Consider the following 26,305-nt stretch of genomic DNA (forward strand, 5'->3'; position numbering starts at 1 on the left):
CTCAGACCAGCGTGCGTACCGCCCGCAGCACCGCCTCCACGTCCTGCTCGCCGTTGGCGATCGTCGCGCCGAAGCGCAGGTACGACGGCCGGTACGGGGTGCTGCTGGCGACCACGCCCGCCGAACGCAGCCGGCCCACCGCCTCGTCCGCCGGCACGCCGGGCACCTCGCAGCAGACCACCCCGGCGGACAGGTCGGCGGCGCGCGGCGTGACCAGCCGGACAGCCCGGATCCCGGCCAGCCCCTCCTTGAGCCGGCCGGCCAGCTCCCGGGTCCGGTCGGCGACCCGGGCCGGGCCGATGCTCCGGTGGAACGCGAACGCGTCGGCGAGCGCCCACCGGTGCTCGAAGCTGTGGTAGCCGCCGGGCGTGTGCGCCGGGCCCGGCGGGACCGGCGCTCCGCCGGTCCCGCCGGCCAGCCAACGCCCGATGGCCCGCCCGTCGAAGGTCGGCACCACCGGCGTCATCCGTGCCCATGCCCGCTCGGCGGCCCACACCAGGCCGGTGCCGCGCGGCCCGAGCAGCCACTTGTGGCAGCCGGAGATGAGCACGTCGCAGCCGAGCTGCTCCGGTGTGGACGCGTCGGCGCCGAAGCCGTGCACCGCGTCGAGGCAGAGCAACGCCTCCGGGCTGCGCTCGCGTACCGCCTCGGCCAGCCGGCGGACCGGCAGCTTCACACCGGTGCTGGAGTGCACCCAGGTCAGCGCCACCACGCGGGTACGGGGGGTGAGCGCCGCGGTCAGGCCCGCGACCATCTCGTCCGCCCCGGCCGTGGCCGCGTCGCGGTAGAGGCGGGCCCGGCGCACGGTGACGCCGTCGCGTTCGGCGCGCAACCGCAGTGACTCGTGGGTGGCGTAGAAGTCGTGCTCGGTGGTCAGCACCTCCTCACCCGGTCGCAGCCGGATCGCGCTGTAGACCAGGCCGAGGCCCATGGTCGTGGAGTCGGTGAGCGCGATGTGGTCCGAGCGGGCGTCGAGGTGCCCGGCCGCCGCGGCGAGCACCGCGCGGTCCAGCCGTTGCTCGTTCGCGGCCAGGTAGCCGGAGGCGTCCCGGTCGAGGCCGGCCCGGTGGGTGGCCACGGCGGCCCGTACCGGAGCCGGGTGCGGGGCGAAGACGAACGTGGCCAGGTGCGCCCGGGAGCGGTCGAGCGCGAACTGGGCGCGGACGCTGTCCCAACTGGCCGGATCCAGGGCGGGCGCGTCGTCGGACGCCGGGCGTTCCGGTTCGCAGCCGGTGGCCAGTCCGGCGGCACCTGCCGCCGCGGTCGCGCCGAGCAGGTGCCGCCGGGTCAGGCGCCGTCGGGTCGAGTGCATGGGGCCAATCGTCCGCCGCGCATGTCACGGCCCGGTCACCGCCCGGGGACCGGTGATTTCGCCGATGCGCACCGGCGACCCGGACGCGGATGCTGACGCATGTCGATGTAATTCCGGCGCAAGGAGTGACCGACGTGCCCACCACCACCCGTTCCCGTACCCCCGTCCGTGCCCTCGCCCGCCTCGCCGTGGCGGCACTGCTCGCCACCGGCGGCGCCCTCGCCGTCCCGGCCGCGGCGAGCGCGGCCAGCCCCTACGAGCGCGGCCCGGCGCCCACGAGCGCCATCCTGGAGGCCAGCCGCGGCCCGTTCGCCACCTCGTCGATCAACGTCTCCTCGTTGAGCGTGACCGGCTTCGGCGGCGGCGTCATCTACTACCCGACCAGCACCGCCGAGGGCACCTTCGGCGCAGTCGCCATCTCGCCCGGCTACACCGCCTCCTGGTCCAGCCTGAGCTGGCTCGGACCGCGGATCGCCTCGCACGGCTTCGTGGTGATCGGCATCGAGACCAACACCCGGCTGGACCAGCCGGACAGCCGGGGCCGCCAGCTCCTGGCCGCGCTGGACTACCTGACCCAGCGCAGCTCGGTGCGCGGCCGGATCGACTCCTCCCGGCTCGCCGTGGCCGGGCACTCGATGGGTGGCGGCGGCAGCCTGGAGGCCGCGGCGGCGAGGCCGTCGTTGCAGGCCGCCGTCCCGCTCGCACCGTGGAACCTGGACAAGACCTGGTCCGAGGTACGGGTGCCGACGCTCATCATCGGCGGCGAGACCGACAGCGTCGCGCCGGTGTCGACCCACTCGATCCCGTTCTACAACAGCATCCCGGCCTCGTCGGAGAAGGCGTACCTGGAGCTGAACGGCGCGAGCCACTTCTTCCCGCAGACGACGAACACGCCGACGGCGAAGCAGATGGTGGCCTGGCTGAAGCGGTTCGTCGACGACGACACCCGCTACGAGCAGTTCCTCTGCCCCGGCCCGACCGGGTCGGCGATCCAGGAGTACCGCAACACCTGCCCCAGCTCCTGAGCCCCTGCGCTTCCGGGGTGGTCGCCGCGGCGACCACCCCGGAAGCGTGTCCGCCTCTTTTCCGACGGGTTGCCCATAGGTGACACTGCATGCATGGTTTCTGCATCGACAGTGCATATAGCCTTGTGGGGCCGGGACGACGAGTGCGACGCGATCCGCCGCCTCCTCGACCGCGACGACGGCGGCGCGCTGCTGTTCCACGGGCCGCCCGGCTCCGGGCGCAGCGCCCTGCTGGCGTACGCCCGCAGGTGGGCCGGGAAGCGCGCGGTGCTCGCCGGCGCCGGCCTGGCCGACGAGGCGACACTGCCCTACGCCGGGCTGCACCGCCTGCTCGACCCGGTGCTGGACGCGGACGCGGCGCTCCCGGTGCGGCAGCGCCGGCTGCTGCGCCGCGCGCTCGGCGGCGACGGGTGCCCGGCCGAGCAGCGGCTGGCCCTGGCCGCGGCGGTGCGTTCCCTGCTCGCCGCCGTAGCAGGGAACCGCCCGCTGCTCTGCACTGTGGACGACCTCGACACCGGCGATCCGCAGAGCGCCTGGACGCTCGCCGTGGTGGCGCGCCGGCTGCGCCGGCTGCCGGTGGCACTGCTGCTGACCGCGACCGCCCCGGCCACTGTCGACGGCGTACCGGCCCACGGTCTGCGACCGCTGGACGCCCACGAGTGCCACACGATGCTCGCCGGGCTCCGGGAGCGGCCACCCGCAGCGGTGGCCGCCGCGCTGGCCGCGCTCAGCCGGGGCAGCCCGGCCGCGCTCGCCGACCTGGCGGCCACGCTCACCCCCGCCCAGTGGCGGGGCGAGGCGCCGCTGCCCGACGCGCCGCCGGTGGACGGCGCGCTCGCCGCCGCGTACCGGGCCCGCCTGGACCGGCTGCCGGTCCCGACCCGGCGGATGGTGCTGCTCGCCGCGCTCGACCCCGGCGACGACCCGGGCACCCTGGTCCGCGCCGCGTGGGCGGCCGGCCTGACCGTCGAGGCGCTCGCCCCCGCCGAGGCCGCCGGCCTGCTGCGCACCGGGCCCGCCGGGGTGACGTTCCCGCACCCGCTCGCCCGCACGATGATCACCGCCGTCGCGCCGCTCGCCGACCTGCGCGCGGCCCACCTGCTGCTGGCCGGCACGCTCGCCGAGGGCGCGCTGGGCCGGGCGCTGCGCCACGCCACCGCCGCCGACTGTCCGTCCGACGTACTCGCCGCCGAGCTGACGGCGGCGGTCGACGAGGTGCCGGACCGCGCCGCCGCCGCTGTCGTGCTGCGCCGCGCCGCCGAACTGAGCCCCGACCCCGGCCGCGCCGCCGAGCTGACCGTCGCGGCGGCGCGGTGCGCCTGGACCGCCGGTGACCCGGACCAGGCCCGGGGACTGCTGCGCCGCCTGACCGCCGGACCGGCGCACGGTCGGGCCGACCTGCTCCGCGGCGACATGCAACTGCGCTGCGACGCGCCCGCCGCAGCGGTCGCCACGCTGCTGGCCGCCGCCGACGCGGTCGCGCCGGCCGACCGGCGGGCCGCGCTGCTGGCGCTGGTCCGGGCCGGCGAGGCCATCTGCGTCACCGGCGACCAGTACCGGTACGCCGAGGTGGCGCGCCGGGCCGAGGCGCTGCGGCGGCCCGGCGACCCGCCCGAGCTCGACCTGCTGGCCACGTTCGCCGCGGGCGTCGGGGCGACGCTGCGCGGCGACCACGCGCGCGGCGGTCCGGCGCTGCGCCGGGTCGTCGTCCTCGGCGGCCGGCTGACCGGGCCCGCGCTCACCCCCGGCGCGCTCGTCTGCGCCGCCGCGGCCGCCCTGCTGGTCGCAGTGGACGGTCCCGCGCACCGGCTCGCCGGCCGGGCGGTGGAGGTGGCCCGCTCGCGCGGCGAGCTGTCCCTGCTGCCCCGGGCGCTGGAGCTGCGGGCCGTCGCCGAATACTGGCTGGGCCGGCACGAGGCGGCGGCGGAGACCGCCCGCGAGGGCGTGCGCGCCGCCCGCGCCGGCGGCCAGCACGTCTGCGCCCAGGTGCACCTCGGCATCCTCGCCGTGCTGGCGGCGGTGCGCGCCGACCGGGACGCCGCGCTGGCCCGGATCGCCGAGATCGGTGACGGGGCGGCGCCGGGGAGCCGGCCGGACGCGTACGCTCGCTGGGCGCTCGGCGTGCTGGACCTGATCGACGGCCGGTACGCCGACGCGGTGGCCCGGCTGTCCGCGCTGGCCCGTACCGGCACCGGGCGGGGACAGGTGCTGGTCCAGGTGATGGCCACGCCGTACCTGGTGGAGGCCGCCGCCCACGACTGCGGGCGGCCGGCCGCCGCGCTGGCCGTGTTCGACCACTGGGCCAGCAGCACGGCGAGCCCGTCGCGGCGGGCCCTCGCCGCGCGCTGCCGGGCACTGCTCGCGCCGCGCGGCGGCCCGGAGGCCGAACGGGAGTTCCACGCGGCGCTACGGCTGCACCCGGCCGACACCGACCGGTTCGAGCGCGCCCGCACCGAGCTGCTGTTCGGCCGCGAGCTGCGCCGCCGGCGCCGGCCCCGGGACGCCCGCGCACACCTGCATCGTGCCCGGGAGGCGTTCACGCTGCTCGGCGCGACCGTCTGGGCCGACCGGGCGGGGGAGGAACTGCGCGCGGCGGGGGAGTCGGTCGGGCCGGTGCGGCACGGCCCGGAGCAGTTGCTGACCGGGCAGCAACTGCACATCGCCCGGCTGGTGGCGGAAGGGGCCACCAACCGGGAGATCGCCGCCCGGATGTGCCTGTCCACCCGGACCGTCGACCACCACCTGCGCAACGTCTTCCACCGGCTCGGCGTGCGCTCGCGTACCGAACTGGCCCGGCTGTTCGCCTGACCGCCGCGCCGCTTGCCGGCCGGGGTCAGCGCAGCGCGGCCACCGCGGCGTCCCCGCCGCCGCGCCAGAGCACGCCGGCCTCGGCGAAGCCCGCCGCGCGCAGCGCGTCCAGGTGCCACGCCGCCGGCGGGTTCCACTCCGGGCTGTGCCCGGTCGGGTAGATCTGCCGCCGCTTCTCCACCAGCGGCCCGAGCACCGGGTCGTCGGCGGCCCGCGCCCACCACTCCGACCAGGACAGCGCCGCGCCGGCGCGGTGCCGGGCGTCCCGCCGGGCCCGCGCGCGTTCGCCGAGCCGGTCGGTGAGCGTCGGCATCGCGTCGTCGGGCATGTGGTCGGCGTTGACGAACACGCCGCCGGGGCGCAGCACGTCGCGGATCTCGCGGTAGAGCTCGGTCAGGCGTGGACCGTCGAGCCAGTGCAGGGCGGTGGCGGTGAGCACGGCGTCGTAGTCGCGGTGCGGCAGCGCGGCGGCCCAGCCGGACCGGTTGAGGTCGGCGGTCACCACGGTGGCCCGCCCGGCCAGCGCCGACTCGGCCAGGGTGAGCAGCACCGGGTCGAGGTCGAGCACCGTGACCTCGGCGTCGGGACGGCGGGCCAGCGTCCGCAGGCTGATCGATCCGGTGCCGCCGGCGAGGTCGAGTACGCGTGGCGGCCGGTCGCCGGCGACCGCCTCGACGGCGTCGAGCATCGCGGCGAAGCGGTGCTCCCGGTCGGGCAGGTACGCCGCCTGCTGCCGGTCCCAGCTCTCCTGCCAGGCGCGCACATGCAAGTCGTAAGGAGCCATGCCGCTCACGATAGTTACCGCTAGGCGGTCCTGTCGAGGCTTGTTGCCAAACTTTTGCAATAAGCGTGCGCCGTCCCGGCGGCGTCACCGGGACCGGACCTGCGGCGGGTCGACGGTGACGAGCGGGTGACGCGCGCTGCGGCAGGGTCGCGGCACGACGACGGCACCGTTCGAGGGGGCTGCATGATCAGGACGATGCTCCGGCTGCGCGCGCGCACCGGCTGCGAGCCCGCGGTCGGACCGGCCTTCGAGACGGTCGCCGGGCAGATCGGCGCGCTGGCCGGCAACCTGCGGCACCAGCTGCTGCGCGACGCCCTCGACCCGCGCGGCTTCGTCGTCGTCACCGAGTGGGCCGACGAGGCGGCGCTGCGCGCGTACCGGCGCGGGCCGGTGGCGGCCCGCCTGGCCGGCCTGCTCCGGCCGCTGACCGAGCCGGCGGACGGCCCCGAGTACCCGCTGATGCGCGAGACCCGGGACGGAACGGGCCCGGTCTACGTGGACGTCGAGCTCACAGTGCCGCTCGACCGGCTCGCCGAGTTCCACCGGGGCTACCCCGAGGTGGTCCGGCGGATGACCGCGATACCCGGCTACCGCCGCGAACAGTTGCTGCGCCGGCCCGGCTCGGACATCCACCACATCTTCGCCGAGTGGGACGGCGCCGCGCCGTTCCTCGCCTGGATCGGCGACCCGGCCCACGCCTCGGCGCAGGCCGGACCGATCGCACCGTTCCTTCTCGACATCCGGCGTCGGCTGTTCCACGTCGTGCCCGACGCGGACGACCGCCGACACCCCACCACGGGCTGGGAGGCCGACGTGCACAGGACAACAGACGTACTCGTCGTCGGGGCGGGGCCCACCGGGCTGACCGCCGCCGTCGAACTGGCCCGGCGGGGCATCGACTGCCTGGTGATCGACAAACAGGTCACCCCGCCCGGCCACGCCGACAAGGCGATCGGTGTGCACTGCCGCACCATGGAGATCTGGGAGGAGCAGGGCGTCGTCCGGGAGGCCATGGACGCCGGCATCTGGCTCACCGGCAACATGGTCTTCGTCAACGGCGAGCAGACCCACCGGATGAGCTGGGAGCTGCCCGGCCTGCCGTACGCCCACCTCGGGCTGCCGCAGTACGAGACCGAGCGGATCCTCACCGCCCGGCTGGCCACCCTCGGGGTGCGCCCGCAGCGCGGCGCCGAACTGGTCGACTTCACCCAGGACGCCGAGGGCGTGACCGCCACCGTCCGGACCGCCGACGGCGGCACCGAGACGGTACGCGCGGCGTACCTGGTCGGTGCCGACGGCGCGCACAGCCGGGTACGGGAGCGGCTCGGGCTCACCTTCACCGGCGGGCTCGGCCGGTTCCCGCAGCTGTTCATGCTGGTGGACGTCGACGTGGACTGGGACATGCCGGACGGGCACCTGCTGCGGTTCCTGCACATGACCGACGGGCAGATGGACGGGATGCTCGTCTGCGTACCGCTGCGCGGCGAGCACCGCTACCGCATCGCCACCCTCGCGCCGCCCCGGTTCTTCGCCCAGACCGGCGGGCGCGACGCCCCGCCCGGGTTCAGCGAGGAACTCGACGAACCGACCATCTCCGACGTGCAGGCCGCGCTGGACCGCCTCGCGCCACCCGGCACCCGGGCGAGCAACCTGCGCTGGTCCTCGGTGTTCCGGATCAGCCACGGCATCGTCGACCGCTACCGCGACGGCCGCGTGTTCGTCGCCGGGGACGCCGCCCACCTGCACCCGCCCGCCGGGGGCCAGGGCATGAACACCGGCATCCAGGACACCTGGAACCTGGCCTGGAAGCTGGCCCTGGCGGTACGCGGGCTCGCCGCGCCCGGCCTGCTGGACAGCTACGAGACCGAGCGGCGGCCGGAGGGCGAGGAGATCGTCGGCCGGGCGGTACGGATGGCCGGCACCGAGGAGGTGGACCGCGCCGACCTGGAACGCCAGTTCCTCCAGGAGATGTCCATGCTGCTCAGCTACGCCGGCAGCCCGCTCGTCGGGGAGACGGTCGCCGATCCGGCCGCGCTCGGTGACGCACCCCGCCCCGGCGACCGTGCGCCCGACGTGGACGGGCTGCGCCGGCGCGGCGTCGGCCACCCGCTGCGGCTGCGCGACCTGACCCGGGGCACCCGGCACACGCTGCTGCTCTACGCCGACCGCACGGCCGGCGCGGGGGATCTGGCCGCGTTCACCGGGCTGTGCGCCGACGCGCGCCGGCTGGCCGGCGGGGAACTCGACGCGTACCTGCTGCTCGACCCGGACGCCGGCGAACCGCGCCTGCTCGACCCGCCGGTGGTGCGCGACGCCGAACGCCGCTTCCGCGCCGCGTACGGGCTGGACGGCACCGGCCTGTACCTGATCCGGCCGGACGGGCACGTCGGGTTCCGGGGTGCGCCGGTCGACCCCGACGCGCTGCGCAAGCACCTGCACCTGGTGTTCGGGAGCGCGAGGTGAGCCGGGTCCGGACCGTGCTGTCGATGCGGACCCGGGAGGGCTGCGAGGAGCGCTTCGAGACGGAGTGGCTCACCGCCGCCGAGGAGATCCGCACGCTGGACGGCTGCCTGCACCAGGACCTGGTCCGCGACGCCGACGACCCGCGCAGTTATCTGATCATCAGCGACTGGGCGGACCGCGAGCGGCTCGACGCGTTCGGCCGCAGCGCGCACCGGGACCGGCTGCTGAGCATCATCCGCGAGCTGCGCGAGTCCGCCGACCGGCACACCTACCAGGTACTGCACAGCGTGGCCGGCGAACCGGGGGAGGGGCGATGACCGACGACGTGGTGCCCGCGAGCGAGCTCTACACCGACGCGTTCGCGGCCGATCCGTACCCCACGCTGGCCCGGCTGCGCGCGGACCGGCCGGTCTGCCCGGTCGGCTCGCCGCGCTTCGACTCCTGGCTGATCACCCGCTTCGACGACGCGCGCACCGCGCTGACCGACCCGCGCCTGTCCAAGGACCTGTACGGCCCGGAGCAGCACTACCTGAAGATCTTCGGCCCGAACTCCGAGGGCCTGAACCGCAACATGCTCAACTCCGACCCGCCCGAGCACACCCGGCTGCGCCGGGTGGTGTCGCAGGCGTTCGCGCCCCGGCGGATCGAGGCGTTGCGCCCCCGGGTGGCGTCGATCGTCGACCAGCTCATCGACAAGATGGCGCCGCACGGCGAGGCGGACCTGATGCACGACTTCGCCATCCCGCTGCCGATGACAGTCATCTGCGAGCTGCTCGGCGTGCCGCCGGCCGACCACGATCGGGTGCTCGACTGGACCCAGGTCATCCGCACCTCCGGCTCCACCAGCCGCCCCCCGGCGCAGGAGCGGGCGGCGGTGCAGGAGGCCCAGCTCCGGCTGCACCAGTACCTGGCCGGGCTGGTCCGCGCCAAGCGCGACGACCCGGCCGACGACATCATCGGCGCGCTGATCAAGGCCGTCGACCAGGACGGGACGCTGTCCGAGGCGGAACTGGTCACCACCACGTTCCTGCTGCTGTTCGCCGGGCACCAGACCACCGCCGACTTCCTCGGCAACGCCGTGCTGGCCCTGCTGACGCATCCCGAACAGATGGAACTGCTGCGCGCCACGCCCCGCCTGCTGCCCGCCGCCATCGAGGAACTGCTCCGGTTCGACGGGCCGCTGCCCGTGGCCAGTCCGCGCATCGCCACCGAGGACGTCGACTACCAGGGCGTATGCATCCCGCGCGGCGCGATCGTCGGGGTGGCGATCAACGCGGCCAACCACGACCCGGCGCACTTCGCCGACCCGGACCGGCTGGACCTGCGCCGGGTCCGGGGCCCGCACCTCGGGTTCGGCCACGGCGTCCACTACTGCCTGGGCGTCTCGCTGGCCCGGATGGAGGCCGAACTCGCGCTCGGCGCGCTGCTGCGGCGGCTGCCCGGACTGCGTCTCGGCGTACCGCTCGCGCAGGTGCGCCGGCTCCCGGCCGCCTCGCCGTTCCGCGGCCTGCTGGAACTGCCGGTCACCTTCACCGCCTGACGGCGCCGCCGCCTCGCGCCGCCGCCCCCGTCGCAACCACCAAGGAGCAGTCATGGTCTTCCGCAACGTGATCGTCTGTCACATGGTCCCCGGCAGCGAGCAGATCGTCGGCGGCGTGTTCGGCCACTACGACCAGGCCACCCGGCCGCAGGACCTGGGTGTCATCGGCCGGTACCTGCTGTCGCACCACGACCTCTACATCCACGTGATCGAGCGGGAGCAGGATCCGCGGATCTCCGGGCAGACCCGTGGCCTGCCCGCCTTCCAGAAGATCGCCGAGGAGATCGGCCCGTACGTGACGCCGTACCCGCGCTACTGGAAGAACCCGTCGGACTCGGTCGCGAAGGAGTTCTACCACTGGGCGCCCGAGGGAGAGCCGCCCGCCGACACCACGCTCACCGTGATCGTCGGGCGGATCAAGCCCGGCGCCGAACCCGACGTGGCACGGGTCTTCGCCGAGTCCGACGCCGGGTCGCTGCCGGCCGACCTCGGCGTCACCGGGCGCTGGCTGTACTCGATCGACGACGTCTACGTGCACCTGCTCGAACAGGAGTCGTCGGCGGCCGAGGCCACCCGCGACCGGCACGGCGACAAGCCGGCCTTCGGCAAGGTGATGCAGGACCTGGGTCCGTACATCGAGCCGTACCGGCCGGACCGGTGGCAGGGGCCGCAGGACTCGGTCGCCACCGTCTTCTACCGCTGGCAGGCCCAGGACTGACCCCGTCCGCGCTCCCGCCCACCGGGTGGCGGGGGCGCGGAAACCCCGCCCCCGCGACCGGCCGTACGCCAGGCTGGTGCGGGGGTGCCGGGTGCCGACGAAGGAGATCGTCCAGCACGTCGGGGCGCTGCTGGACCTGGCCGGGGTGCTCGTCATCGCGGTCGGCGTCGCGGTCGCCACGGCGGTGTTCGCGGTGCGCTGCGCCCGGACCCGCGAGGTGGTCGCGCACTACCGGGCGTACCGGCAGGGGGTCGGCCGGGCCATCCTGCTCGGCCTGGAGTTCCTGGTCGGCGGCGACATCATCCGTACGGTCGCGGTGTCGCCCACGTTCACGAGCGTCGGCGTGCTGGCGCTGATCGTGCTGGTCCGCACGTTCCTCAGCTTCTCGCTGGAGGTGGAGCTGGACGGCCGCTGGCCCTGGCAGGGCCGCCCTCCGGCAGACCGGCCGAGCGTGGGCGCCCACCCTCAGCGCTGACCACACCTCGACCGGATGCCACCGATTACCCCCAGGGGGTATGGTGGTCGGCGGAGGTGACGCCTGATGGAGCACGCACCCGGCGACCACGGCGGCCACGACAGCGGCGACCACGGCGGCGGGCACGGCGCGCACGCGGGCCACGACCCGGAGCAGTTCCGCCGCCGGTTCTGGCTGAGCCTGGCGCTCACCGTGCCGATCGTCGCCACCAGCCACATGGTGATGGACTGGTTCGGCTACTCGCTGGACTTCCCGGGCGTGCGCTGGGTCGGCCCGGTGCTCGGCACCGTGGTGTTCGCGTACGGCGGCTGGCCGTTCCTCACCGGCGGCCTGCGTGAGCTGCGCGAGCGCACCCCCGGGATGATGCTGCTGATCTCGATGGCGATCGTCGTCGCGTACCTCGCCTCGGCCGCCACCAGCATCGGCCTGTTCGACCTGGACTTCTGGTGGGAGCTGGCCGCGCTGGTCACCATCATGCTGCTCGGCCACTGGCAGGAGATGCGGGCGGTCGGGCAGGCGCGCGGCGCGCTGGGTGCGCTGGCCGCGCTGCTGCCCGACGAAGCCGAGCGGCTGGACGACGCCGGGCGGCCGCATCCGGTGCCGGTCGGCGAGCTTCGGGTGGGCGACCTGGTGCTGGTGCGTCCCGGCGGGCGGGTGCCGGCCGACGGCCGGATCGTCGAGGGCGCCGCCGAGCTGGACGAGTCGATGATCACGGGGGAGTCGCGGCCGGTGGCCCGGGCCGCCGGGGACCGGGTGGTCGCCGGCACCGTCGCCACCGACTCCACCCTGCGGGTACGCGTCGAGGCGGTGGGCGCGGACACCGCGCTGGCCGGCATCGGGCGGCTCGTGGCCGAGGCGCAGGCCTCCGGCGGACGCGCGCAGGTGCTCGCCGACCGGTTCGCCGCGATGCTGTTCTACCTGGCGGCGTTCGCCGGCCTGGCCACGTTCGCGGTCTGGGCGCTGCTCGGCGACCCCGACCAGGCGGTGGTACGGACCGTGACCGTACTGGTGATCGCCTGCCCGCACGCGCTCGGCCTGGCGATCCCGCTGGTGGTGGCGCTGTCCACCGCGCTGTCGGCCCGCGCCGGCATCCTGGTCAAGGACCGGCTCGCGCTGGAGCGGATGCGCACCGTCGACACCGTCCTGTTCGACAAGACCGGCACGCTCACCACCGGCCGGCACACGGTCACCGGCGTGGCCACCGCCGGCGGGATGGACTCCGGCGCCGCCCTGGCCCTGGCCGCCGCGGTGGAGGCCGACAGCGAGCACCCGCTGGCCCGGGCGCTGGTCGCCGCCGCCGACGCGCGCGCGACGCGCCCGGCCGGCCCCGCCCGGCACCCGGACGCGCAGGAGGCGGGTCCGACCGGCCGGGACGCGGGGACGGCGCGTCCGGCGGCGCACGGCTTTCGCGCGCTGACCGGCCGGGGTGTGCGCGCCACGGTGGACGGCGTGGACTGGGCGGTCGGCGGGCCGGCGCTGCTGCGCGAACTCGACGCCCCGGTGCCGGACGACCTGGCCCGGGCCGCGCAGGAGTGGTCGGGCCGGGGCGCCGCGGTGCTGCACCTGGTCCGCCTGCCCGAGGGCGGCCCGCCGGAGGTGGTCGCCGCGTTCGGGATGGAGGACCAGGTCCGCCCGGAGGCGCGGGCCGCCGTGGCCGAGCTGCGCGATCTCGGCGTACGCAAGATCGTGATGATCACCGGCGACGCGCGCCCGGTCGCCGAGGCGGTGGCCGCCGACCTCGGGTTCCGGCCCGGCGTCGACGAGGTCTTCGCCGAGGTGCTTCCCGCCGACAAGGACAAGGCGGTGGCCGAGTTGCGCGGTCGTGGACTCACGGTGGCGATGGTCGGCGACGGCGTGAACGACGCCCCGGCGCTGGCTCGCGCCGACGTCGGGCTGGCCATCGGCGCCGGCACCGACGTGGCGATCGAGTCCGCCGGGGTGGTGCTCGCCGGCTCCGACCCGCGCGGTGTCGGCGGTGTGATCCGGCTGTCCCGCGCGTCGTACCGGAAGATGCGGCAGAACCTGGCCTGGGCGGCCGGCTACAACGTGGTCGCGATCCCGCTCGCCGCCGGGGTCTTCTCGTGGGCGGGGATCGCGCTCAGCCCGGCGCTGGGCGCGGTGCTGATGTCCGCCTCCACGATCGTGGTGGCGCTCAACGCCCAACTGCTGCGCCGGGTCCGGATCGCCCCGGCCGGCTGAGCCGCAGTTCCGGGCCACGATCCGCCCGGAGGCTCGCGGCTGCGAGCGAGAATGCCCCTTCCGGCCCGCACCTGCGGCCCGCTAGGGTGAGCGCGTGACGGTGTTCCGGATCGGCGAGGCGGCCGAGCTGCTCGGGGTCAGCGCGGACACGGTCCGCCGCTGGATCGACGCCGGCAAGCTGCCGGCCACCCGCGACGAGCACGGTCACCGGGTGCTCGACGGCGCCGACGTGGCCGCGTTCGTCCGCGCCCCCGGCCACCCCGAGCTGTCCTCGGCCCGCAACCGGCTGCGCGGCATCGTCACCGCCGTCGTCAAGGACACCGTGATGGCCCAGGTGGACATCCAGGCCGGGCCGTTCCGGGTGGTGTCGCTGATGAGCCGCGAGGCCGTCGACGACCTCGGCCTCCAGGTCGGCTCCGTCGCCGTCGCGGTGATCAAGTCGACCACCGTCGTGGTCGAGCGCGCCTCCACCCCCAGGGGAAGGACCAGCCCGTGACCGTACGGCGGATCCGCGTCGCGCTCGCCGCCGCGCTGGTGGCGGCACTCGGCCCGACCGGGTGCGGCGGCGCGGACGAACCGGCCGGGCCCGGCGGCGCCGGCCCGGTGACAGTGTTCGCCGCCGCCTCGCTCACCGAGTCGTTCACCCGGCTCGGCGAGGAGTACGAGGCCGCCCACCCGGGCAGCACCGTCACGTTCAACTTCGGCGGCAGCTCCGGGCTCGCCACCCAGATCACGCAGGGCGCACCCGCCGACGTGTTCGCCGCCGCCTCCCCGGCCACCATGAAGACGGTCACCGACGCCGGTGACGCCGCCGGCGACCCGGCCGTGCTGGTCCGTAACCAGCTCGTCGTCGCCGTGCCCCGGGGCAACCCGGCCCGGGTAGGCGGCCTGGCCGACCTCGCCCGCCCCGGTGTCAAGGTGGCGCTCTGCGCCGAACAGGTGCCCTGCGGCGCCGCCGCGCGCACCGCGCTCGACGCGGCGGGTGTGCGGCTCACGCCCGCCACGCTCGAACAGGACGTCAAGGGCGCGCTGGCCAAGCTGCGCCTCGGCGAGGTCGACGCCGCGCTGGTCTACCGCACCGACGTGCGCGCCGCACCCGGGCTCGACGCGGTCGAGTTCCCCGAGTCCGCGCGTGCCGTGAACGACTACCCGATCGTGGTGCTGCGCGCCGCCGGCAACCCGGCCGGCGCCCGCGCCTTCGTCGACTTCGTCCGCTCCGACGCCGGGCTCGCCGTGCTCACCGCCGCCGGGTTCCAGGCGCCGCCCGGCGCATGAGCCGCACGGTACGCCGGCAGCGGGTGCCGATCGCCCTGCTCGTGCCCGCCGGGCTCGGACTGGCCTTCCTCGTCCTGCCGCTCGCCGGTCTGCTGCTCCGGGCGCCCTGGACCACGCTGCCCCGGCGGCTGACCGAACCGGGTGTGCTGACCGCGCTGCGGCTGTCGCTGGAGACCGCCACCGTCGCCACGCTGCTCTGCGTGGCGCTCGGCGTACCCCTGGCGTGGCTGCTGGCCCGGGTGGAGTTCCCCGGGCGGCGGCTGGTCCGGGCGCTGGTCACGGTGCCGCTGGTGCTGCCGCCGGTGGTCGGCGGCGTGGCGTTGCTGCTGGTCTTCGGCCGGCGCGGGCTGATCGGGTCGTGGCTGGACGAGACGTTCGGCGTGACGCTGCCGTTCACCACCGCCGGGGTGGTGCTGGCCGAGGCGTTCGTGGCCATGCCGTTCCTGGTCATCGCCGTCGAGGGCGCGTTGCGTGGCGCCGACCCCCGGTACGAGGAGGCCGCCGCCACGCTCGGCGCCGGGCGGTTCACCACGTTCACCCGGGTCACGCTGCCGCTCGTCGCCCCCGGCGTGGCGGCCGGCGCGGTGCTCTGCTGGGCTCGCGCGCTCGGTGAGTTCGGCGCCACCATCACGTTCGCCGGCAACTATCCCGGCCGCACGCAGACCATGCCGCTGGCGGTCTACCTGGCGCTGGAGACCGACCTCCAGGCCGCGATCGTGCTGAGCCTGATCCTGCTCACCGTCTCCGTGGTCATCCTCGCCGCGCTGCGCGACCGCTGGGCCGGCAGCACATGACCGCGCTGCTGGACACGCACCTGGTCGCCGAGCGGGACGGGTTCGCCCTGGACGTGCGGCTGCGCATCGCCGCCGGTGAGGTGGTGGCGCTGCTCGGCCCGAACGGTGCCGGCAAGACCACCGCGCTGCGGGTGCTCGCCGGGCTGCACCCGCTCACCGGCGGGCACCTCACGCTCGACGGCGCCGACCTGGACCGGCCCGGCCGCCGGGTGTGGACGCCACCGGAGCGGCGGCCGGTCGGCGTGGTGTTCCAGGACTACCTGCTGTTCCCGCATCTCAGCGCGCTGGACAACGTGGCGTTCGGGCCGCGCCGCCGGGGCGCCGGCAAGCGCGCCGCCCGCGCCCGTGCCCAGGAGTGGCTGGACCGCGTCGGCCTCGGCGACCAGGCCCGGCGCCGGCCCCGGCAGCTCTCCGGCGGGCAGGCGCAGCGGGTCGCGCTGGCCCGCGCGCTCGCCGTCGACCCGGCGCTGCTGCTGCTCGACGAGCCGCTCGCCGCGCTCGACGCGCGGACCCGGCTGGACACCCGCGCCGAACTCCAGCGCCACCTCGGCGCACACCCCGGCGCGACACTGCTGGTCACCCACGACCCCCTCGACGCCCTGGTGCTCGCCGACCGACTGGTCATCGTGGAGCACGGACGAGTGGTGCAGGAGGGTGACGCGGCCACCGTCACGGCGCGGCCACGCACCGACTACGTGGCCCGGCTGGTCGGCCTCAACCTGCACCGCGGGCGCGCCGACGGACACGCCGTCACCGTCGGTGAGCTGACCCTCACCACCGCCGACACCGTCCACGGTGAGGCGTTCGTCGCGTACCCGCCGTCCGCCGTCGCGCTGCACCCGTCCCGGCCGGAGGGCAGTCCGCGCAACGTCTGGGCGGCCACCGTGACCGGCGTGCAACGCCACGGCGACAACCTGCGCGTGCAACTGGCCGGGCCGGTGGAGGTCGCCGCCGACGTCACGCCCGCCGCCGCGGCCCACCTCGGACTGATCCCCGGCCGGCCGGTCTGGGCGGCGGTCAAGGCAGCCGAGACGCGCTCCTATCCGGCGTGACGTACACCGCTGGCCGCGACGTGTGCGCAGGTGAGAGGTTTGATCTGCGCTCAACCGGTCACTGGGACGGTAGCGACGACGCAAAGGGGGACGCGGTGCCCGACACGATCCGCAACCGGTCCAGTCAGGACGCCGATCTGCCACGGGGCGTCACCGACCCGTTGCTCTGGCGGGCCGCGTACGACGTGGCCGCCGCCCACCGGACCGACGAGTCCGGCCGGTGCGAGAGCCTGCTGTGTGACGGTCAGACCGCGCCGTGTGACGCGCTGACCGCGGCCCACCGCGCCATGGAACTGGCCGGCGACCGGCACACCGGCCGGGCCGAGCCCGAGACCTGGCGTACGGAACAGCGCCGGCGCGCCGCCTGAGCATCAGGTCGCGGGCGGTTCGAACCGTGGACGCCCCGCTTCCGTGTTTATGATCGACAACTCGGTCGGAATGCGGGGAAGAGGAGAGTTCGTGACGGTCGACGCCCACGCGTACTGGCTCCGCGCCCCCGGCGAGGGCGAGATCAGGCCGGTCCGGCTCGCCGCGCCCGGCCCCGGTGAGGTGCTGGTCCGCACCCGCTTCTCCGGCGTCAGCCGCGGCACCGAGACGCTGGTGTTCACCGGTCGCGTCCCGGCCGACCAGCACGACGCCATGCGGGCGCCGTTCCAGGAGGGCGACTTCCCGGCCCCGGTCAAGTACGGCTATCTGAGCGTCGGCACGGTCGAGGCCGGCGACGAGCGGCTGCTCGGGCGTACCGTCTTCTGTCTCTACCCGCACCAGAGCGCGTACGTGGTCCCGGCCGGCGCCGTGACTGTCGTGCCGGACGGTGTGCCGGCGGAGCGCGCGGTGCTGGCCGGCACCGTGGAGACCGCGGTGAACGCGCTCTGGGACGCCGCCCCGCTCGTCGGCGACCGGGTCACGGTGATCGGCGGCGGGATGGTCGGCTGCGCGGTCACCGCGCTGCTGGCCCGTTTCCCCGGCGTACACGTCGAGCTGGTCGACGCCGACCCGGCCCGCGCCGAGGTGGCCGCGGCGCTCGGTGCCGGCTTCGCCGTGCCCGCCGGCGCGACCGGTGAGCGCGACCTGGTGGTGCACGCCAGCGCCACCGCCGACGGGCTGCAACGCGGCCTGGAGCTGCTGCGCCCGGAGGGCACCGTGCTGGAGCTGAGCTGGTACGGCGACCGGCCGGTCACGCTGGCGCTGGGCGGCGCGTTCCACTCCCGACGGCTGGGCATCCGCAGCAGCCAGGTCGGCACCGTGTCACCCCGGCGGGCCGGCCGCAGCTACGCCGACCGGCTCGCGCTCGCCCTCGACCTGCTGGCCGACCCGGCGTTCGACGCGCTGCTCACCGGCCGGTCCCGCTTCGACGACCTGCCCGACGTGCTGGACCGGCTCGCCTCCGGTGAGCTGCCGGCGCTGTGTCATCTCATCACCTACGGCGAGGAGTGAACGTGTTCAGCGTGACCGTCCGGGACCACATGATGGTCGCCCACAGCTTCCGCGGCGAGGTGTTCGGCCCGGCGCAGCGGCTGCACGGGGCGACGTTCGTCGTCGACGCCGGCTTCCGCCGCGCCGAGCTGGACGACGACGGGATCGTGGTCGACATCGGGCTGGCCACCGAGCAGCTCAAGGCCGTCCTCGCCGAGCTGAACTACCGCAACCTGGACGACGAGCCCGCCTTCGCCGGGGTGAACACCACCACCGAGGTGCTCGCGCGGACGATCGCCGACCGGCTCGCCGACGCCGTGGCGGCCGGCCGGCTGGGGGAGGGCGCGCGCGGTCTGGCCGGGATCACCGTCACCCTGCACGAGTCGCACATCGCGTGGGCGAGCTACGAGCGGTCGCTCTGACCGGATGACAGTCGTCCACGTGGTGCTGCCGGGCGACATCGACGACCCGGCGGACCCCAGCGGCGGCAACGCCTACGACCGCCACGTCTGCCGGGGCCTGGCCGCGCGCGGCTGGACGGTACGCGAGCACCAGGTACCCGGCGGCTGGCCGCACCCGGGACCACGGGAACGCGCCGGCCTGGCCGGGCTGCTCGGCGGGCTGCCCGACGGCGTGCCGGTGCTGCTCGACGGCCTGGTCGCCTCGACCGTGCCGGACGTGCTCGCCCCGCACGCCGCGCGGCTGCGCCTGGTGATCCTGGTGCACCTGCCGATCGAGGGCGAGACGGAGGCGCGGTCGCTGGCGGCGGCCACCGCCGTCGTCGCCACCAGCGAGTGGACCCGCGATCGGCTGCTCGGCCGCTACGGGCTGCGCCCCGAACGGTTGACGGTCGCCCCGCCCGGCGTCGACCCGGCGCCCGTCGCCCCCGGCACGCCCGGCGGGGGACGGCTGCTCTGCGTCGCGGCGGTCACCCCGGTGAAGGGCCACGACGTGCTCGCCGCCGCGCTCGCCGAGGTGGCGGACCTGGACTGGACCTGCGACTGGGTGGGTCCGCCGGACCGGGACCGGGCGTTCGCCGACCGGCTGCGCGGGCGGCTCACCGCCACCGGTCTCGGCGGCCGCGTGCGGCTGACCGGGCCGCGCACCGGCCCCGACCTGGCCGCCACGTACGCCGCCGCCGATCTGCTGGTTGCGCCCTCCCGGCGGGAGACGTACGGAATGGTGGTCACCGAGGCGCTGGCCCGGGGCGTACCGGTGCTGGCGAGCGACACCGGCGGCCTGCCGGACACGCTCGGGCACGCCCCCGGCGGCGACCGGCCCGGCCTGCTGGTGCCGGCGGGCGACCCGGGCGCGACCGCCGCGGCGCTGCGCCGCTGGCTCACCGATCCGGGCCTGCGGGATCGGCTGCGCCGCGCCGCCCGGCAGCGGCGGCACACCCTCACCGGCTGGCCGGCCACAGTGGACCGGCTGGCGACGGCGCTCAAGGAGGCGACTGCGGCATGACCACCTCACTCCCGCCCGGCTTCGCGGACTGGCTGCGGCTGCGCGAGCCCGCCGACGCGTCGGCCCGTAGCGCCGAGCTGGCCGACGCGGTCCGCGACCGGTTGCCCGCCGGCCGGCCGCTCGTCGTGCACGACCTGGGCAGCGGCACCGGCTCGATGGCCCGCTGGCTCGCGCCCCGGCTGCCCGGTCCGCAACGCTGGGTGCTGCACGAACGCGACGCGGACCTGCTGGCGCTGGCCCGGGCCGGACGGCTCACCGCCGCCGACGGCGCCGAGGTCACGGTGACGGCGCTCGGCTCGGACATCACCCGGCTGACCGCCGCCGACCTGGCCGACGCCCACCTGGTCACCGCGTCCGCGCTGCTGGACATGCTCACCGCCGAGGAGGTCGAGCGGATGGTGGCGGCCTGCGCCGGCCACCCGACGCTGTTCGCGCTCACCGTGACCGGACGGGCCGAGTTCACCCCGCCGGACCCGCTCGACGCCGAGCTGACCGCCGCGTTCAACGCCCACCAGCGCCGCACCGTCGACGGCCGGATCCTGCTCGGACCCGACGCCGTGGACGTCACGGTGGCCGCGTTCCGCCGCCACGGCGTCGAGACGCTCGTGCGGCCGACCCCGTGGCGGCTCGGCCCGGAGCAGGCGGAACTGGCCGCCGAATGGCTCACCGGCTGGGTCGACGCAGCGGTCGAGGAACGACCGCATCTGTCCGGGCCCGCCGCGACGTATCAGAAGTGGCGGCTCATCGAGGCCGCCGCCGGCCGGCTCGAGGTGGTGCTGCATCACGCCGACCTGCTCGCCGGCTGAACCGTACCGGCCGTCGGCACGTGACAACCGGTGGGACCAAGGGAGGACCGTTTGTCACACGTCGCCGTCGCCGGACCCGTACCGGCCGTCACGCCCGCCCCGCGCCGGGCCCGGACCGGCCGGGCATGGGTACGCCCGCTGCTCGGGCTCGCGGTGCTCGCCGCGCTCGTCGCCTCGGTGGGCACCGGACCGTTCCTGGCCGGGCTGCGGCTGATCGACGCGCCGGCACTGGCCGCCGCGCTCGGCATCGGCGTGATCACCACCGTCTGCTGCGCCTGGCGCTGGTCGCTCGTCGCCGGCGGGCTGGGCGTACGGCTGCCGATGCGCGCCGCGGTGGCGCACTGCTACCGGGCGGTCTTCCTCAACTCCACGCTGCCCGGTGGCGTGCTCGGCGACGTGCACCGGGCGGTACGGCACGGCCGCGACGCCGGGGACGTGGCCCGCGGCGTCCGGGCGGTGGTGTGGGAGCGCACCGCCGGACAGGTGGTGCAGGTGGTCATCGCGGTGGCGCTGCTGGCGGCGTTCCCGTCGCCGGTGCGCCAGTACCTGCCGGTGCTGGCCGCCGTACTCGCAGTGGTCGCGCTGGCGCTGGTGCTCGCCGCCCGCGCGGTGCCCCGATCCGGGGCGTCCCGCTTCGCCCGGGCGGCCCGGACCGCGCTCGCCGACGTCCGCTCCGGGGTGCTGGGCCGCCGGACCTGGTTCGGTGTGGTGATCGCCTCGACGGTGGTGTTCGCCGGTCACCTGGCGACGTTCGTGGTGGCCGCCCGCACGGCCGGCGCGGACGCGCCGCTGTCGCACCTGCTGCCGCTGACGCTGCTGGCGCTGCTGGCCATGGCGGTGCCGCTGAACGTGGGCGGATTCGGGCCGCGCGAGGGGGTGGCCGCGTGGGCGTTCGCCTCGGCCGGGCTGACCGCCGCGCAGGGTGTGGCGACCGGCACGGTGTACGGCGCGCTGGTCCTGGTGGCCAGCCTGCCCGGCGCCGCGGTGCTGCTGGCCCGGCGGATGCCGCGGCGCGAGCCCGGCAACCGTCGGTGATCCCGCCTACGGTGGGGAGCGAGGTGTGCGTCGCCGGGTCCGCCCGGCGACCGGAAGACAGGAGAACCATGGACGAAACGCTGCCCACCGCGACGGTCCGGACCCGTGTGACGGTTCCGCTCCGGTTCCCCGACGGGTATGTGACCACGGCCCGCGTGCACACCTTCCACGGTCTCGTCGACGGCCGCGAGCACCTGGCGTTCGGGCTCGGTGAGTACGCCGACGCCGACCCGCCGCTGGTCCGCCCGCACAGCGAGTGCCTCACCGGGGACGTGTTCGGCAGTCAGCGCTGCGACTGCGGGCCGCAGTTGCGCGAGGCGGTCGAGCGGATCGCGCAGGCCGGTGGCTACCTGCTCTACCTGCGGCAGGAGGGGCGCGGCATCGGCCTGTACGCCAAGCTCGACGCGTACGCCCTCCAGGACGGCGGCCTGGACACGTACGAGGCGAACCTGGCGCTCGGGCGCGGCGCGGACGAGCGCGACTACACGGTGGCCGCGCAGATGCTCGCCGCGCTGGGCGTGGACCGGGTGTCCCTGCTCAGCAACAACCCGGACAAGGCGGCCCAGCTCGAACGGCTGGGCGTGACGGTGGCCGGCCGGGTCTCCACCGGCGTGCACCTGTCGCCGGCGAACGCGGGCTATCTGGCGGCCAAGGTGACCCGCGCCGACCATGCCCTCGACCTGCCGTTCGTGCCGTGACCACCCGCCCGTACGTGCTGCTCAGCTGCGCGATGTCGATCGACGGCTACATCGACGACGCGACCGCCGAGCGGCTGCTGCTGTCGAACGACGACGACCTGGACCGGGTCGACGCGACACGGGCCGGGTGTGACGCGATCATGGTGGGTGCGGCCACCGTGCGCCGCGACGATCCCCGCCTGCTGGTGCGCAGCGAGCGCCGGCGCGCCGAACGGGTGGCGCGCGGGTTGCCGCCGTCGCCGGTGAAGGTGACAGTGACCGGCAGCGGCGACCTCGATCCGGGCGCCCGGTTCTTCACCGCCGGTGACGGGCTCAAGCTGGTGTACTGCCCGAGCGGCGTGGTGGACAAGGCCTGCGAGCAGGTGGGCGCGGTGTCGACTGTGGTCGACGCCGGTGACCCGGCCACTCCGGAGGCGGTGGTGGCCGACCTGGCCGGGCGTGGGGTGACGCGTCTGATGGTGGAGGGCGGTGGCTCGGTGCACCGCCAGTTCCTGACCGCCGGCCTGGCCGACGAGTTGCACCTGGTGGTGGCGCCGTTCTTCGTGGGGGACCGGCGGGCGCCGCGCTTCGTCGGGGACGGCCGCTTCCCGTGGCACCCGGGCCGTCGGGCCCGGGTGGTCGAGGTGCGCCAGATCGGCGACGTGGTGCTCACCCGTTACGCGCTGTCCGACCGCTGCCCGGCCTGACCGCCGTGTCGATCCGGTCCGCCCTTGTGCAAGCTCATCGACGTGATTAGTTTGTTGACCATCCATACGAACTAATCCGATGCGCTTCCCTTCCCGAAGGGGGACCAATGACCGCGCACCACCCCGACCCGGGCTCCTCCCGCCGCCGCTTTCTCGGCCTGGTCGGCCTCGGCGTGGCCGCCACCGCCACCGGCCCGCTGCTCGCCGGCTGCTCGGAGAAGCCGGCCGGCTCCGGCGCCGCCCAGAACCTCGACGCCGTCTCCGGCCTGCTGCCCACCCGCCAGGATCTGCCCGGCGCGGTCAAGCCGGACATCGTGGGCACCCGCCCGGTGCCGGACGGCTACACCCGCTATCCGGCGAGCCTCGTCGACGCCGTCACCGGCAAGCCCGGCACCAGCGGCAAGCAGGTCACCGCGATGACCCCGGCCTGGGGCCCGGCGCCGCCCGGCGTGGCGCAGAGCGCCTACCTCCAGGCCGTGAACGCCGAGCTGGGCACGCCGGTCAACTTCACCATCCAGGACGGCGTCACGTACGCCGACAAGCTCAACGCGATGCTCGGCGCGCGGGACGTGCCGGACCTGCTGTGCGTGCCGGGGTGGGAGGTGGAGAAGATCCCGCGCTTCGCCGAGGCGATCAAGGTGCTCTTCGAGGACCTGACCGACCACCTGAAGGGCGACGCCGCGGCGGCGTACCCGATGCTGGCGAGCTTCCCCACCGGGGCCTGGCGGCGTGCGGTCTGGAACGAGCGGATCATGTCCGTGCCCAACCCCACGGACGGGCCGTTCCCCTGGGCGCTGTTCACCCGCAAGGACCTGCTCGACGCGCGCGGCCTGGCCGTGCCGGCGAACCTCGACGACCTGCTCGCCGCGGCCAGGCAGGTGACCGACCCGGCACGCAAGGTGTGGGCGTTCAACGACGTCTTCGCCATGATCCAGATGTTCCACCGGGTACCGGGCCACAAGGGCGGATGGCGGGTCAAGTCCGACGGCACCCCCGAGTTCAAGTACGAGACCCCGGAGTTCCGCCGCGCGCTGGAGGTGATGGCCAAGATCTACGCGGACGGCCTGGTCCACCCGGACATCGTGGCCAGCAGGGGCGCGGACGCCAAGCAGCTGTTCGCCAAGAACGGCGCGATCGTGTTCCTCCAGGACGGCTTCGGCTTCTGGCAGGGCGCCCAGGCCGAGCACCAGAAGACCAACCGCGCGCTGGACATCCAGCCGGTGCCGATCTTCTCCGCCACCGGCGGCGACCCGCTGGTCTGGGGCGACGACGAGCCGATCTCCTACACGTTCGTGAAGAAGGGTCTCGGCAAGGACCGGGTCCAGGAGCTGCTGCGGATCATCAACTGGTGCTCCGCGCCGCTCGGCAGCCAGGAGGCCCAGCTACGGGACTTCGGCGTCGCGGGCAAGCACCACACCCCGTCGCCGAACGGGCCGGTGAAGACCGACCTGGCGTTCAAGGAGATCGCCAACCAGTACTTCTTCATCAGCGGCCGCAACCCCACCATCGGGCCGTTCCCGGACACCCCGCGCTTCGTGCCGGACGCGCTCGCCTACTCCAACCAGATGGTGAAGCACCTGGAGCCCAACCCCTGGGCGGGGGTGAAGCTGGAGATGCCCGCCGCCTACAAGGCCAACCAGGTGCCCACCGAGGACAAGTTCACCGACGTGCTGCGGGGCCGCCGCCCGCTCGCCGACGTGGACGCCATCGTCGCGGAGTGGAAGGCGAACGGCGGCGAGGAGGCCCGCAAGCTGCTCGCCGACTCGCTGCCCAAGGCGGGCCGGTGAACGAGCCGGCCGTCCTGGCCGGGCCCGAGCGGGCCCGGCCGGACGCGCCGGCCCCACCCGGCCGCCCGCCCCGCCGCCGCCCGTCCCGCCGCCGGGTGCCGCTGCGCACCCGGCTGCGCCGGGACTGGCAACTGCTCGCCATGGTGGCGCCCGGCTTCCTCATCCTGCTGATCTTCAGCTACCTGCCGATCGCCGGCAACGTGATCGCCTTCCAGGACTACAACCCCTACCTGGGCGACAACCCGTGGCAGGCGTTCCTGCACAGCGACTGGATCGGCTTCGGGCAGTTCCAGCTGCTGTTCGACGACCCGGCGTTCTGGGACGCGTTCCGCAACACGCTGGCGATCACCGCGTTCCAGCTCGTCTTCTTCTTCCCGCTGCCGATCCTGCTGGCGATAGCGCTGCACAACCTGCTGTCCAGCCGGCTGCGCGGGCTCATCCAGACCATCGTCTACCTGCCCCACTTCTTCAGCTGGGTGCTCGTGGTCACGTTCTTCGTCGCGATGCTCGGCGGCGCCGGGCTGCTCGCCCAGAGCATGCGCGAGGCCGGGCTGCAACCGTGGAACGTCATGACCGACCCGGACACGTTCATCGTCCTGGTCACCGTCGAGGCGGTGTGGAAGGACGTCGGCTGGGGCACGATCGTCTTCCTCGCCGCGCTGTCCACGATCGACCAGAACCTCTACGAGGCCGCCGCCGCGGACGGCGCCGGCCGGTGGCGGCGGCTGTGGCACATCACGCTGCCCGGCCTGCGCCCGGTGATCGTGCTGCTGCTCATCCTGCGCCTGGGCGACGCGCTCTCGGTCGGCTTCGAGCAGTTCCTGCTTCAACGCGACGCCGTCGGCCGGCAGGCCGCCGAGGTGCTCGACACGTTCGTCTACCACTTCTCCATCGCCACCGGGAACTACGGATACGGCGCGGCGGCAGGACTGTTCAAGGCCGTCATCGGGCTGGTGCTGATCCTGGCCGCGAACCGGGTGGCGCACATGCTCGGCGAACGAGGGATCTACTCGAAGTCATGACCACGCTCATCCGCCGGGCCGCCGGCGACCGATCCCGCCGGCCGGTGTGGCAGGAACCGCCCACCCGCCTCGGGCAGGGGCTCAAGGCCGTCGCGCTCACCGTGCTGGTGGCGGGCGTGCTGTTCCCGCTCTGGGTGATCCTGGTGACCAGCCTCTCCTCCCGGGAGACCATCGCGCGGGCCGGCGGCCTGGTGGTCGTACCCCGCGGCGTCGACATGTCCGCGTACGAGACGATCTTCGCCGGTGGGGCGGTCACCCGGGCACTGTGGATCAGCACGCTCGTCACCGTGATCGGCACCGCGATCGCGCTGACCGTCACCGTGCTCGCCGCGTACGGGCTGTCCCGGCCGGGCACGCTGGGACACCGCTGGCTGCTGGCGTACTTCCTGATCCCGTTCCTGGTCTACCCGCCGCTGGTGCCGCGCTACCTGGTGGTCACCGGGCTGGGCCTGAAGGACACCATCTGGGCGCTGGTCCTGCCGCCGGCGATCAGCGTGTTCAACCTGGTCGTGGTGCGCGGGTTCTTCCAGGGCATCCCGTCGGAGCTGCTGGACAGCGCCCGCATCGACGGCGCGAGTGACTTCCGTACGCTCGCGCGCATCGTGCTGCCGCTGTCCCGCGCGGTGATCGCCGTGGTCGGCCTGTTCTACGCGGTCGGCTACTGGAACGTCTGGTTCGACGCGCTGCTGTTCATCGACCGCAACGACATGTACCCGATCCAGCGGGTGCTGCAGAGCTACCTGCTGGCCGGGCAGGCCCCGCACACCTCCGGCGCCAGCAGCGGGGTGACCATGCCGCCGACCGAGGCGATCAAGATGGCCGTGGTGGTGCTGACCGTCGCGCCGATCGTCGCGGTCTACCCGTTCATCCAGCGGCACTTCGTCAAGGGCGTGCTGATCGGCGCGGTGAAGGGCTGAGGCGGCGCTTCACCGCGCCCGGGGCGCGG

General features: G+C 75.0%; 25 protein-coding genes. 23 read left to right on the plus strand and 2 right to left on the minus strand.

From position 1 onward, the window contains the following. Window position 1: 1 nt before the first annotated feature. Window positions 2-1,312, minus strand: coding sequence for an aminotransferase class V-fold PLP-dependent enzyme (locus ABIH81_RS21310; RefSeq protein ID WP_349876652.1), 1,311 nt, complete (start codon window positions 1,310-1,312; stop codon window positions 2-4). A 134-nt stretch (window positions 1,313-1,446) separates the two neighbouring features. Between ABIH81_RS21310 and ABIH81_RS21315 the strand changes: the two genes are divergently transcribed. Further along, the gene (locus tag ABIH81_RS21315; RefSeq protein WP_349876653.1) at window positions 1,447-2,337 is read left to right on the plus strand and encodes an alpha/beta hydrolase; all 891 of its coding nucleotides are present in this window, start codon (window positions 1,447-1,449) and stop codon (window positions 2,335-2,337) included. Window positions 2,338-2,430: 93 nt separating this feature from the next. Beyond that, on the plus strand, window positions 2,431-5,145 hold the full coding sequence (locus tag ABIH81_RS21320; RefSeq protein WP_349876654.1) for a LuxR family transcriptional regulator: 2,715 nt from the start codon (window positions 2,431-2,433) through the stop codon (window positions 5,143-5,145). A 25-nt stretch (window positions 5,146-5,170) separates the two neighbouring features. Here the strand turns inward: ABIH81_RS21320 and ABIH81_RS21325 are convergent, their stop codons facing one another. Further along, window positions 5,171-5,929: a class I SAM-dependent methyltransferase gene (locus tag ABIH81_RS21325; RefSeq protein WP_349876655.1), complete on the minus strand. Its 759-nt coding sequence runs from the start codon at window positions 5,927-5,929 to the stop codon at window positions 5,171-5,173. Between the two features lie 183 nt (window positions 5,930-6,112). Between ABIH81_RS21325 and ABIH81_RS21330 the strand changes: the two genes are divergently transcribed. The 21 genes from ABIH81_RS21330 (at window position 6,113) to ABIH81_RS21430 (ending at window position 26,276) form a co-directional block, all read left to right on the plus strand. Continuing rightward, a complete protein-coding gene (locus tag ABIH81_RS21330) occupies window positions 6,113-8,392 on the plus strand; it encodes an FAD-dependent oxidoreductase (RefSeq protein WP_349876656.1) in 2,280 nt (759 codons plus the stop codon). After that, complete coding sequence (locus ABIH81_RS21335) at window positions 8,389-8,709, plus strand: antibiotic biosynthesis monooxygenase family protein (protein ID WP_349876657.1); 321 nt, start codon at window positions 8,389-8,391, stop codon at window positions 8,707-8,709. Before ABIH81_RS21330 ends, ABIH81_RS21335 begins: the two co-directional genes overlap by 4 nt. After that, window positions 8,706-9,932 carry a cytochrome P450 gene (locus ABIH81_RS21340; RefSeq protein WP_349876658.1) on the plus strand — a complete coding sequence of 409 codons (1,227 nt, stop codon included), beginning with the start codon at window positions 8,706-8,708 and terminating at the stop codon, window positions 9,930-9,932. Before ABIH81_RS21335 ends, ABIH81_RS21340 begins: the two co-directional genes overlap by 4 nt. A 52-nt stretch (window positions 9,933-9,984) precedes the next feature. Beyond that, on the plus strand, window positions 9,985-10,650 hold the full coding sequence (locus tag ABIH81_RS21345; protein ID WP_349876659.1) for a TcmI family type II polyketide cyclase: 666 nt from the start codon (window positions 9,985-9,987) through the stop codon (window positions 10,648-10,650). A gap of 91 nt (window positions 10,651-10,741) precedes the next feature. After that, window positions 10,742-11,125 (plus strand): DUF1622 domain-containing protein, encoded by a 384-nt coding sequence (locus ABIH81_RS21350; RefSeq protein ID WP_349876660.1) that lies wholly within the window; start codon window positions 10,742-10,744, stop codon window positions 11,123-11,125. A gap of 66 nt (window positions 11,126-11,191) precedes the next feature. Continuing rightward, window positions 11,192-13,324: a heavy metal translocating P-type ATPase gene (locus tag ABIH81_RS21355; RefSeq protein WP_349876661.1), complete on the plus strand. Its 2,133-nt coding sequence runs from the start codon at window positions 11,192-11,194 to the stop codon at window positions 13,322-13,324. Window positions 13,325-13,418: 94 nt separating this feature from the next. Further along, a complete protein-coding gene (locus ABIH81_RS21360; protein ID WP_128139013.1) occupies window positions 13,419-13,820 on the plus strand; it encodes a MerR family DNA-binding transcriptional regulator in 402 nt (133 codons plus the stop codon). Next, window positions 13,817-14,599 (plus strand): molybdate ABC transporter substrate-binding protein, encoded by a 783-nt coding sequence (gene modA / locus ABIH81_RS21365; protein ID WP_349876662.1) that lies wholly within the window; start codon window positions 13,817-13,819, stop codon window positions 14,597-14,599. Before ABIH81_RS21360 ends, modA begins: the two co-directional genes overlap by 4 nt. Beyond that, a complete protein-coding gene (locus ABIH81_RS21370) occupies window positions 14,596-15,393 on the plus strand; it encodes an ABC transporter permease (RefSeq protein ID WP_349876663.1) in 798 nt (265 codons plus the stop codon). Before modA ends, ABIH81_RS21370 begins: the two co-directional genes overlap by 4 nt. Next, window positions 15,390-16,445 (plus strand): ABC transporter ATP-binding protein, encoded by a 1,056-nt coding sequence (locus tag ABIH81_RS21375; RefSeq protein WP_349876664.1) that lies wholly within the window; start codon window positions 15,390-15,392, stop codon window positions 16,443-16,445. Before ABIH81_RS21370 ends, ABIH81_RS21375 begins: the two co-directional genes overlap by 4 nt. Window positions 16,446-16,540: 95 nt before the next feature. Continuing rightward, window positions 16,541-16,813 (plus strand): hypothetical protein, encoded by a 273-nt coding sequence (locus ABIH81_RS21380; RefSeq protein ID WP_349876665.1) that lies wholly within the window; start codon window positions 16,541-16,543, stop codon window positions 16,811-16,813. 91 nt (window positions 16,814-16,904) lie between these two features. Continuing rightward, entirely contained in the window at window positions 16,905-17,882 is a 978-nt protein-coding gene (locus tag ABIH81_RS21385) for a zinc-binding alcohol dehydrogenase (RefSeq protein WP_349876666.1), read from the plus strand. Between the two features lie 2 nt (window positions 17,883-17,884). Then, entirely contained in the window at window positions 17,885-18,283 is a 399-nt protein-coding gene (locus tag ABIH81_RS21390; protein ID WP_349876667.1) for a 6-carboxytetrahydropterin synthase, read from the plus strand. 4 nt (window positions 18,284-18,287) lie between these two features. Beyond that, a complete protein-coding gene (locus ABIH81_RS21395; protein ID WP_349876668.1) occupies window positions 18,288-19,325 on the plus strand; it encodes a glycosyltransferase family 4 protein in 1,038 nt (345 codons plus the stop codon). After that, window positions 19,322-20,131, plus strand: a complete 810-nt coding sequence (locus ABIH81_RS21400; RefSeq protein ID WP_349876669.1) for a class I SAM-dependent methyltransferase — start codon at window positions 19,322-19,324, stop codon at window positions 20,129-20,131. Before ABIH81_RS21395 ends, ABIH81_RS21400 begins: the two co-directional genes overlap by 4 nt. A gap of 138 nt (window positions 20,132-20,269) precedes the next feature. Then, window positions 20,270-21,166: a lysylphosphatidylglycerol synthase transmembrane domain-containing protein gene (locus ABIH81_RS21405; protein WP_349881173.1), complete on the plus strand. Its 897-nt coding sequence runs from the start codon at window positions 20,270-20,272 to the stop codon at window positions 21,164-21,166. A gap of 68 nt (window positions 21,167-21,234) precedes the next feature. Next, window positions 21,235-21,864, plus strand: coding sequence for a GTP cyclohydrolase II (gene ribA / locus ABIH81_RS21410; RefSeq protein ID WP_349876670.1), 630 nt, complete (start codon window positions 21,235-21,237; stop codon window positions 21,862-21,864). Next, window positions 21,861-22,550, plus strand: a complete 690-nt coding sequence (locus ABIH81_RS21415) for a dihydrofolate reductase family protein (protein WP_349876671.1) — start codon at window positions 21,861-21,863, stop codon at window positions 22,548-22,550. The genes ribA and ABIH81_RS21415 overlap by 4 nt, the downstream gene beginning before the upstream one ends. A gap of 107 nt (window positions 22,551-22,657) precedes the next feature. Continuing rightward, on the plus strand, window positions 22,658-24,337 hold the full coding sequence (locus ABIH81_RS21420) for an extracellular solute-binding protein (protein ID WP_349876672.1): 1,680 nt from the start codon (window positions 22,658-22,660) through the stop codon (window positions 24,335-24,337). Further along, window positions 24,334-25,359: an ABC transporter permease subunit gene (locus tag ABIH81_RS21425; protein ID WP_349876673.1), complete on the plus strand. Its 1,026-nt coding sequence runs from the start codon at window positions 24,334-24,336 to the stop codon at window positions 25,357-25,359. Before ABIH81_RS21420 ends, ABIH81_RS21425 begins: the two co-directional genes overlap by 4 nt. Then, window positions 25,356-26,276 (plus strand): carbohydrate ABC transporter permease, encoded by a 921-nt coding sequence (locus ABIH81_RS21430; RefSeq protein WP_349876674.1) that lies wholly within the window; start codon window positions 25,356-25,358, stop codon window positions 26,274-26,276. The genes ABIH81_RS21425 and ABIH81_RS21430 overlap by 4 nt, the downstream gene beginning before the upstream one ends. Window positions 26,277-26,305 lie beyond the last annotated feature (29 nt).

It is taken from the genome of Micromonospora sp. HUAS YX12, assembly GCF_040215685.1.
GTDB classification, from domain to species: Bacteria; Actinomycetota; Actinomycetes; order Mycobacteriales; family Micromonosporaceae; genus Micromonospora; species Micromonospora tulbaghiae.

What these genes read in the sequence shown, in the direction of transcription:
- ABIH81_RS21310 (WP_349876652.1), bottom strand. Translation starts at nt 1,312, where the DNA reads ATGCACTCGACCCGACGGCGCCTGACCCGGCGGCACCTGCTCGGCGCG.
- ABIH81_RS21320 (WP_349876654.1), top strand. Translation starts at nt 2,431, where the DNA reads ATGGTTTCTGCATCGACAGTGCATATAGCCTTGTGGGGCCGGGACGAC.
- ABIH81_RS21325 (WP_349876655.1), bottom strand. Translation starts at nt 5,929, where the DNA reads ATGGCTCCTTACGACTTGCATGTGCGCGCCTGGCAGGAGAGCTGGGAC.
- ABIH81_RS21330 (WP_349876656.1), top strand. Translation starts at nt 6,113, where the DNA reads ATGATCAGGACGATGCTCCGGCTGCGCGCGCGCACCGGCTGCGAGCCC.
- ABIH81_RS21340 (WP_349876658.1), top strand. Translation starts at nt 8,706, where the DNA reads ATGACCGACGACGTGGTGCCCGCGAGCGAGCTCTACACCGACGCGTTC.
- ABIH81_RS21345 (WP_349876659.1), top strand. Translation starts at nt 9,985, where the DNA reads ATGGTCTTCCGCAACGTGATCGTCTGTCACATGGTCCCCGGCAGCGAG.
- ABIH81_RS21355 (WP_349876661.1), top strand. Translation starts at nt 11,192, where the DNA reads ATGGAGCACGCACCCGGCGACCACGGCGGCCACGACAGCGGCGACCAC.
- ABIH81_RS21370 (WP_349876663.1), top strand. Translation starts at nt 14,596, where the DNA reads ATGAGCCGCACGGTACGCCGGCAGCGGGTGCCGATCGCCCTGCTCGTG.
- ABIH81_RS21375 (WP_349876664.1), top strand. Translation starts at nt 15,390, where the DNA reads ATGACCGCGCTGCTGGACACGCACCTGGTCGCCGAGCGGGACGGGTTC.
- ABIH81_RS21395 (WP_349876668.1), top strand. Translation starts at nt 18,288, where the DNA reads ATGACAGTCGTCCACGTGGTGCTGCCGGGCGACATCGACGACCCGGCG.
- ABIH81_RS21400 (WP_349876669.1), top strand. Translation starts at nt 19,322, where the DNA reads ATGACCACCTCACTCCCGCCCGGCTTCGCGGACTGGCTGCGGCTGCGC.
- ribA (WP_349876670.1), top strand. Translation starts at nt 21,235, where the DNA reads ATGGACGAAACGCTGCCCACCGCGACGGTCCGGACCCGTGTGACGGTT.
- ABIH81_RS21420 (WP_349876672.1), top strand. Translation starts at nt 22,658, where the DNA reads ATGACCGCGCACCACCCCGACCCGGGCTCCTCCCGCCGCCGCTTTCTC.
- ABIH81_RS21430 (WP_349876674.1), top strand. Translation starts at nt 25,356, where the DNA reads ATGACCACGCTCATCCGCCGGGCCGCCGGCGACCGATCCCGCCGGCCG.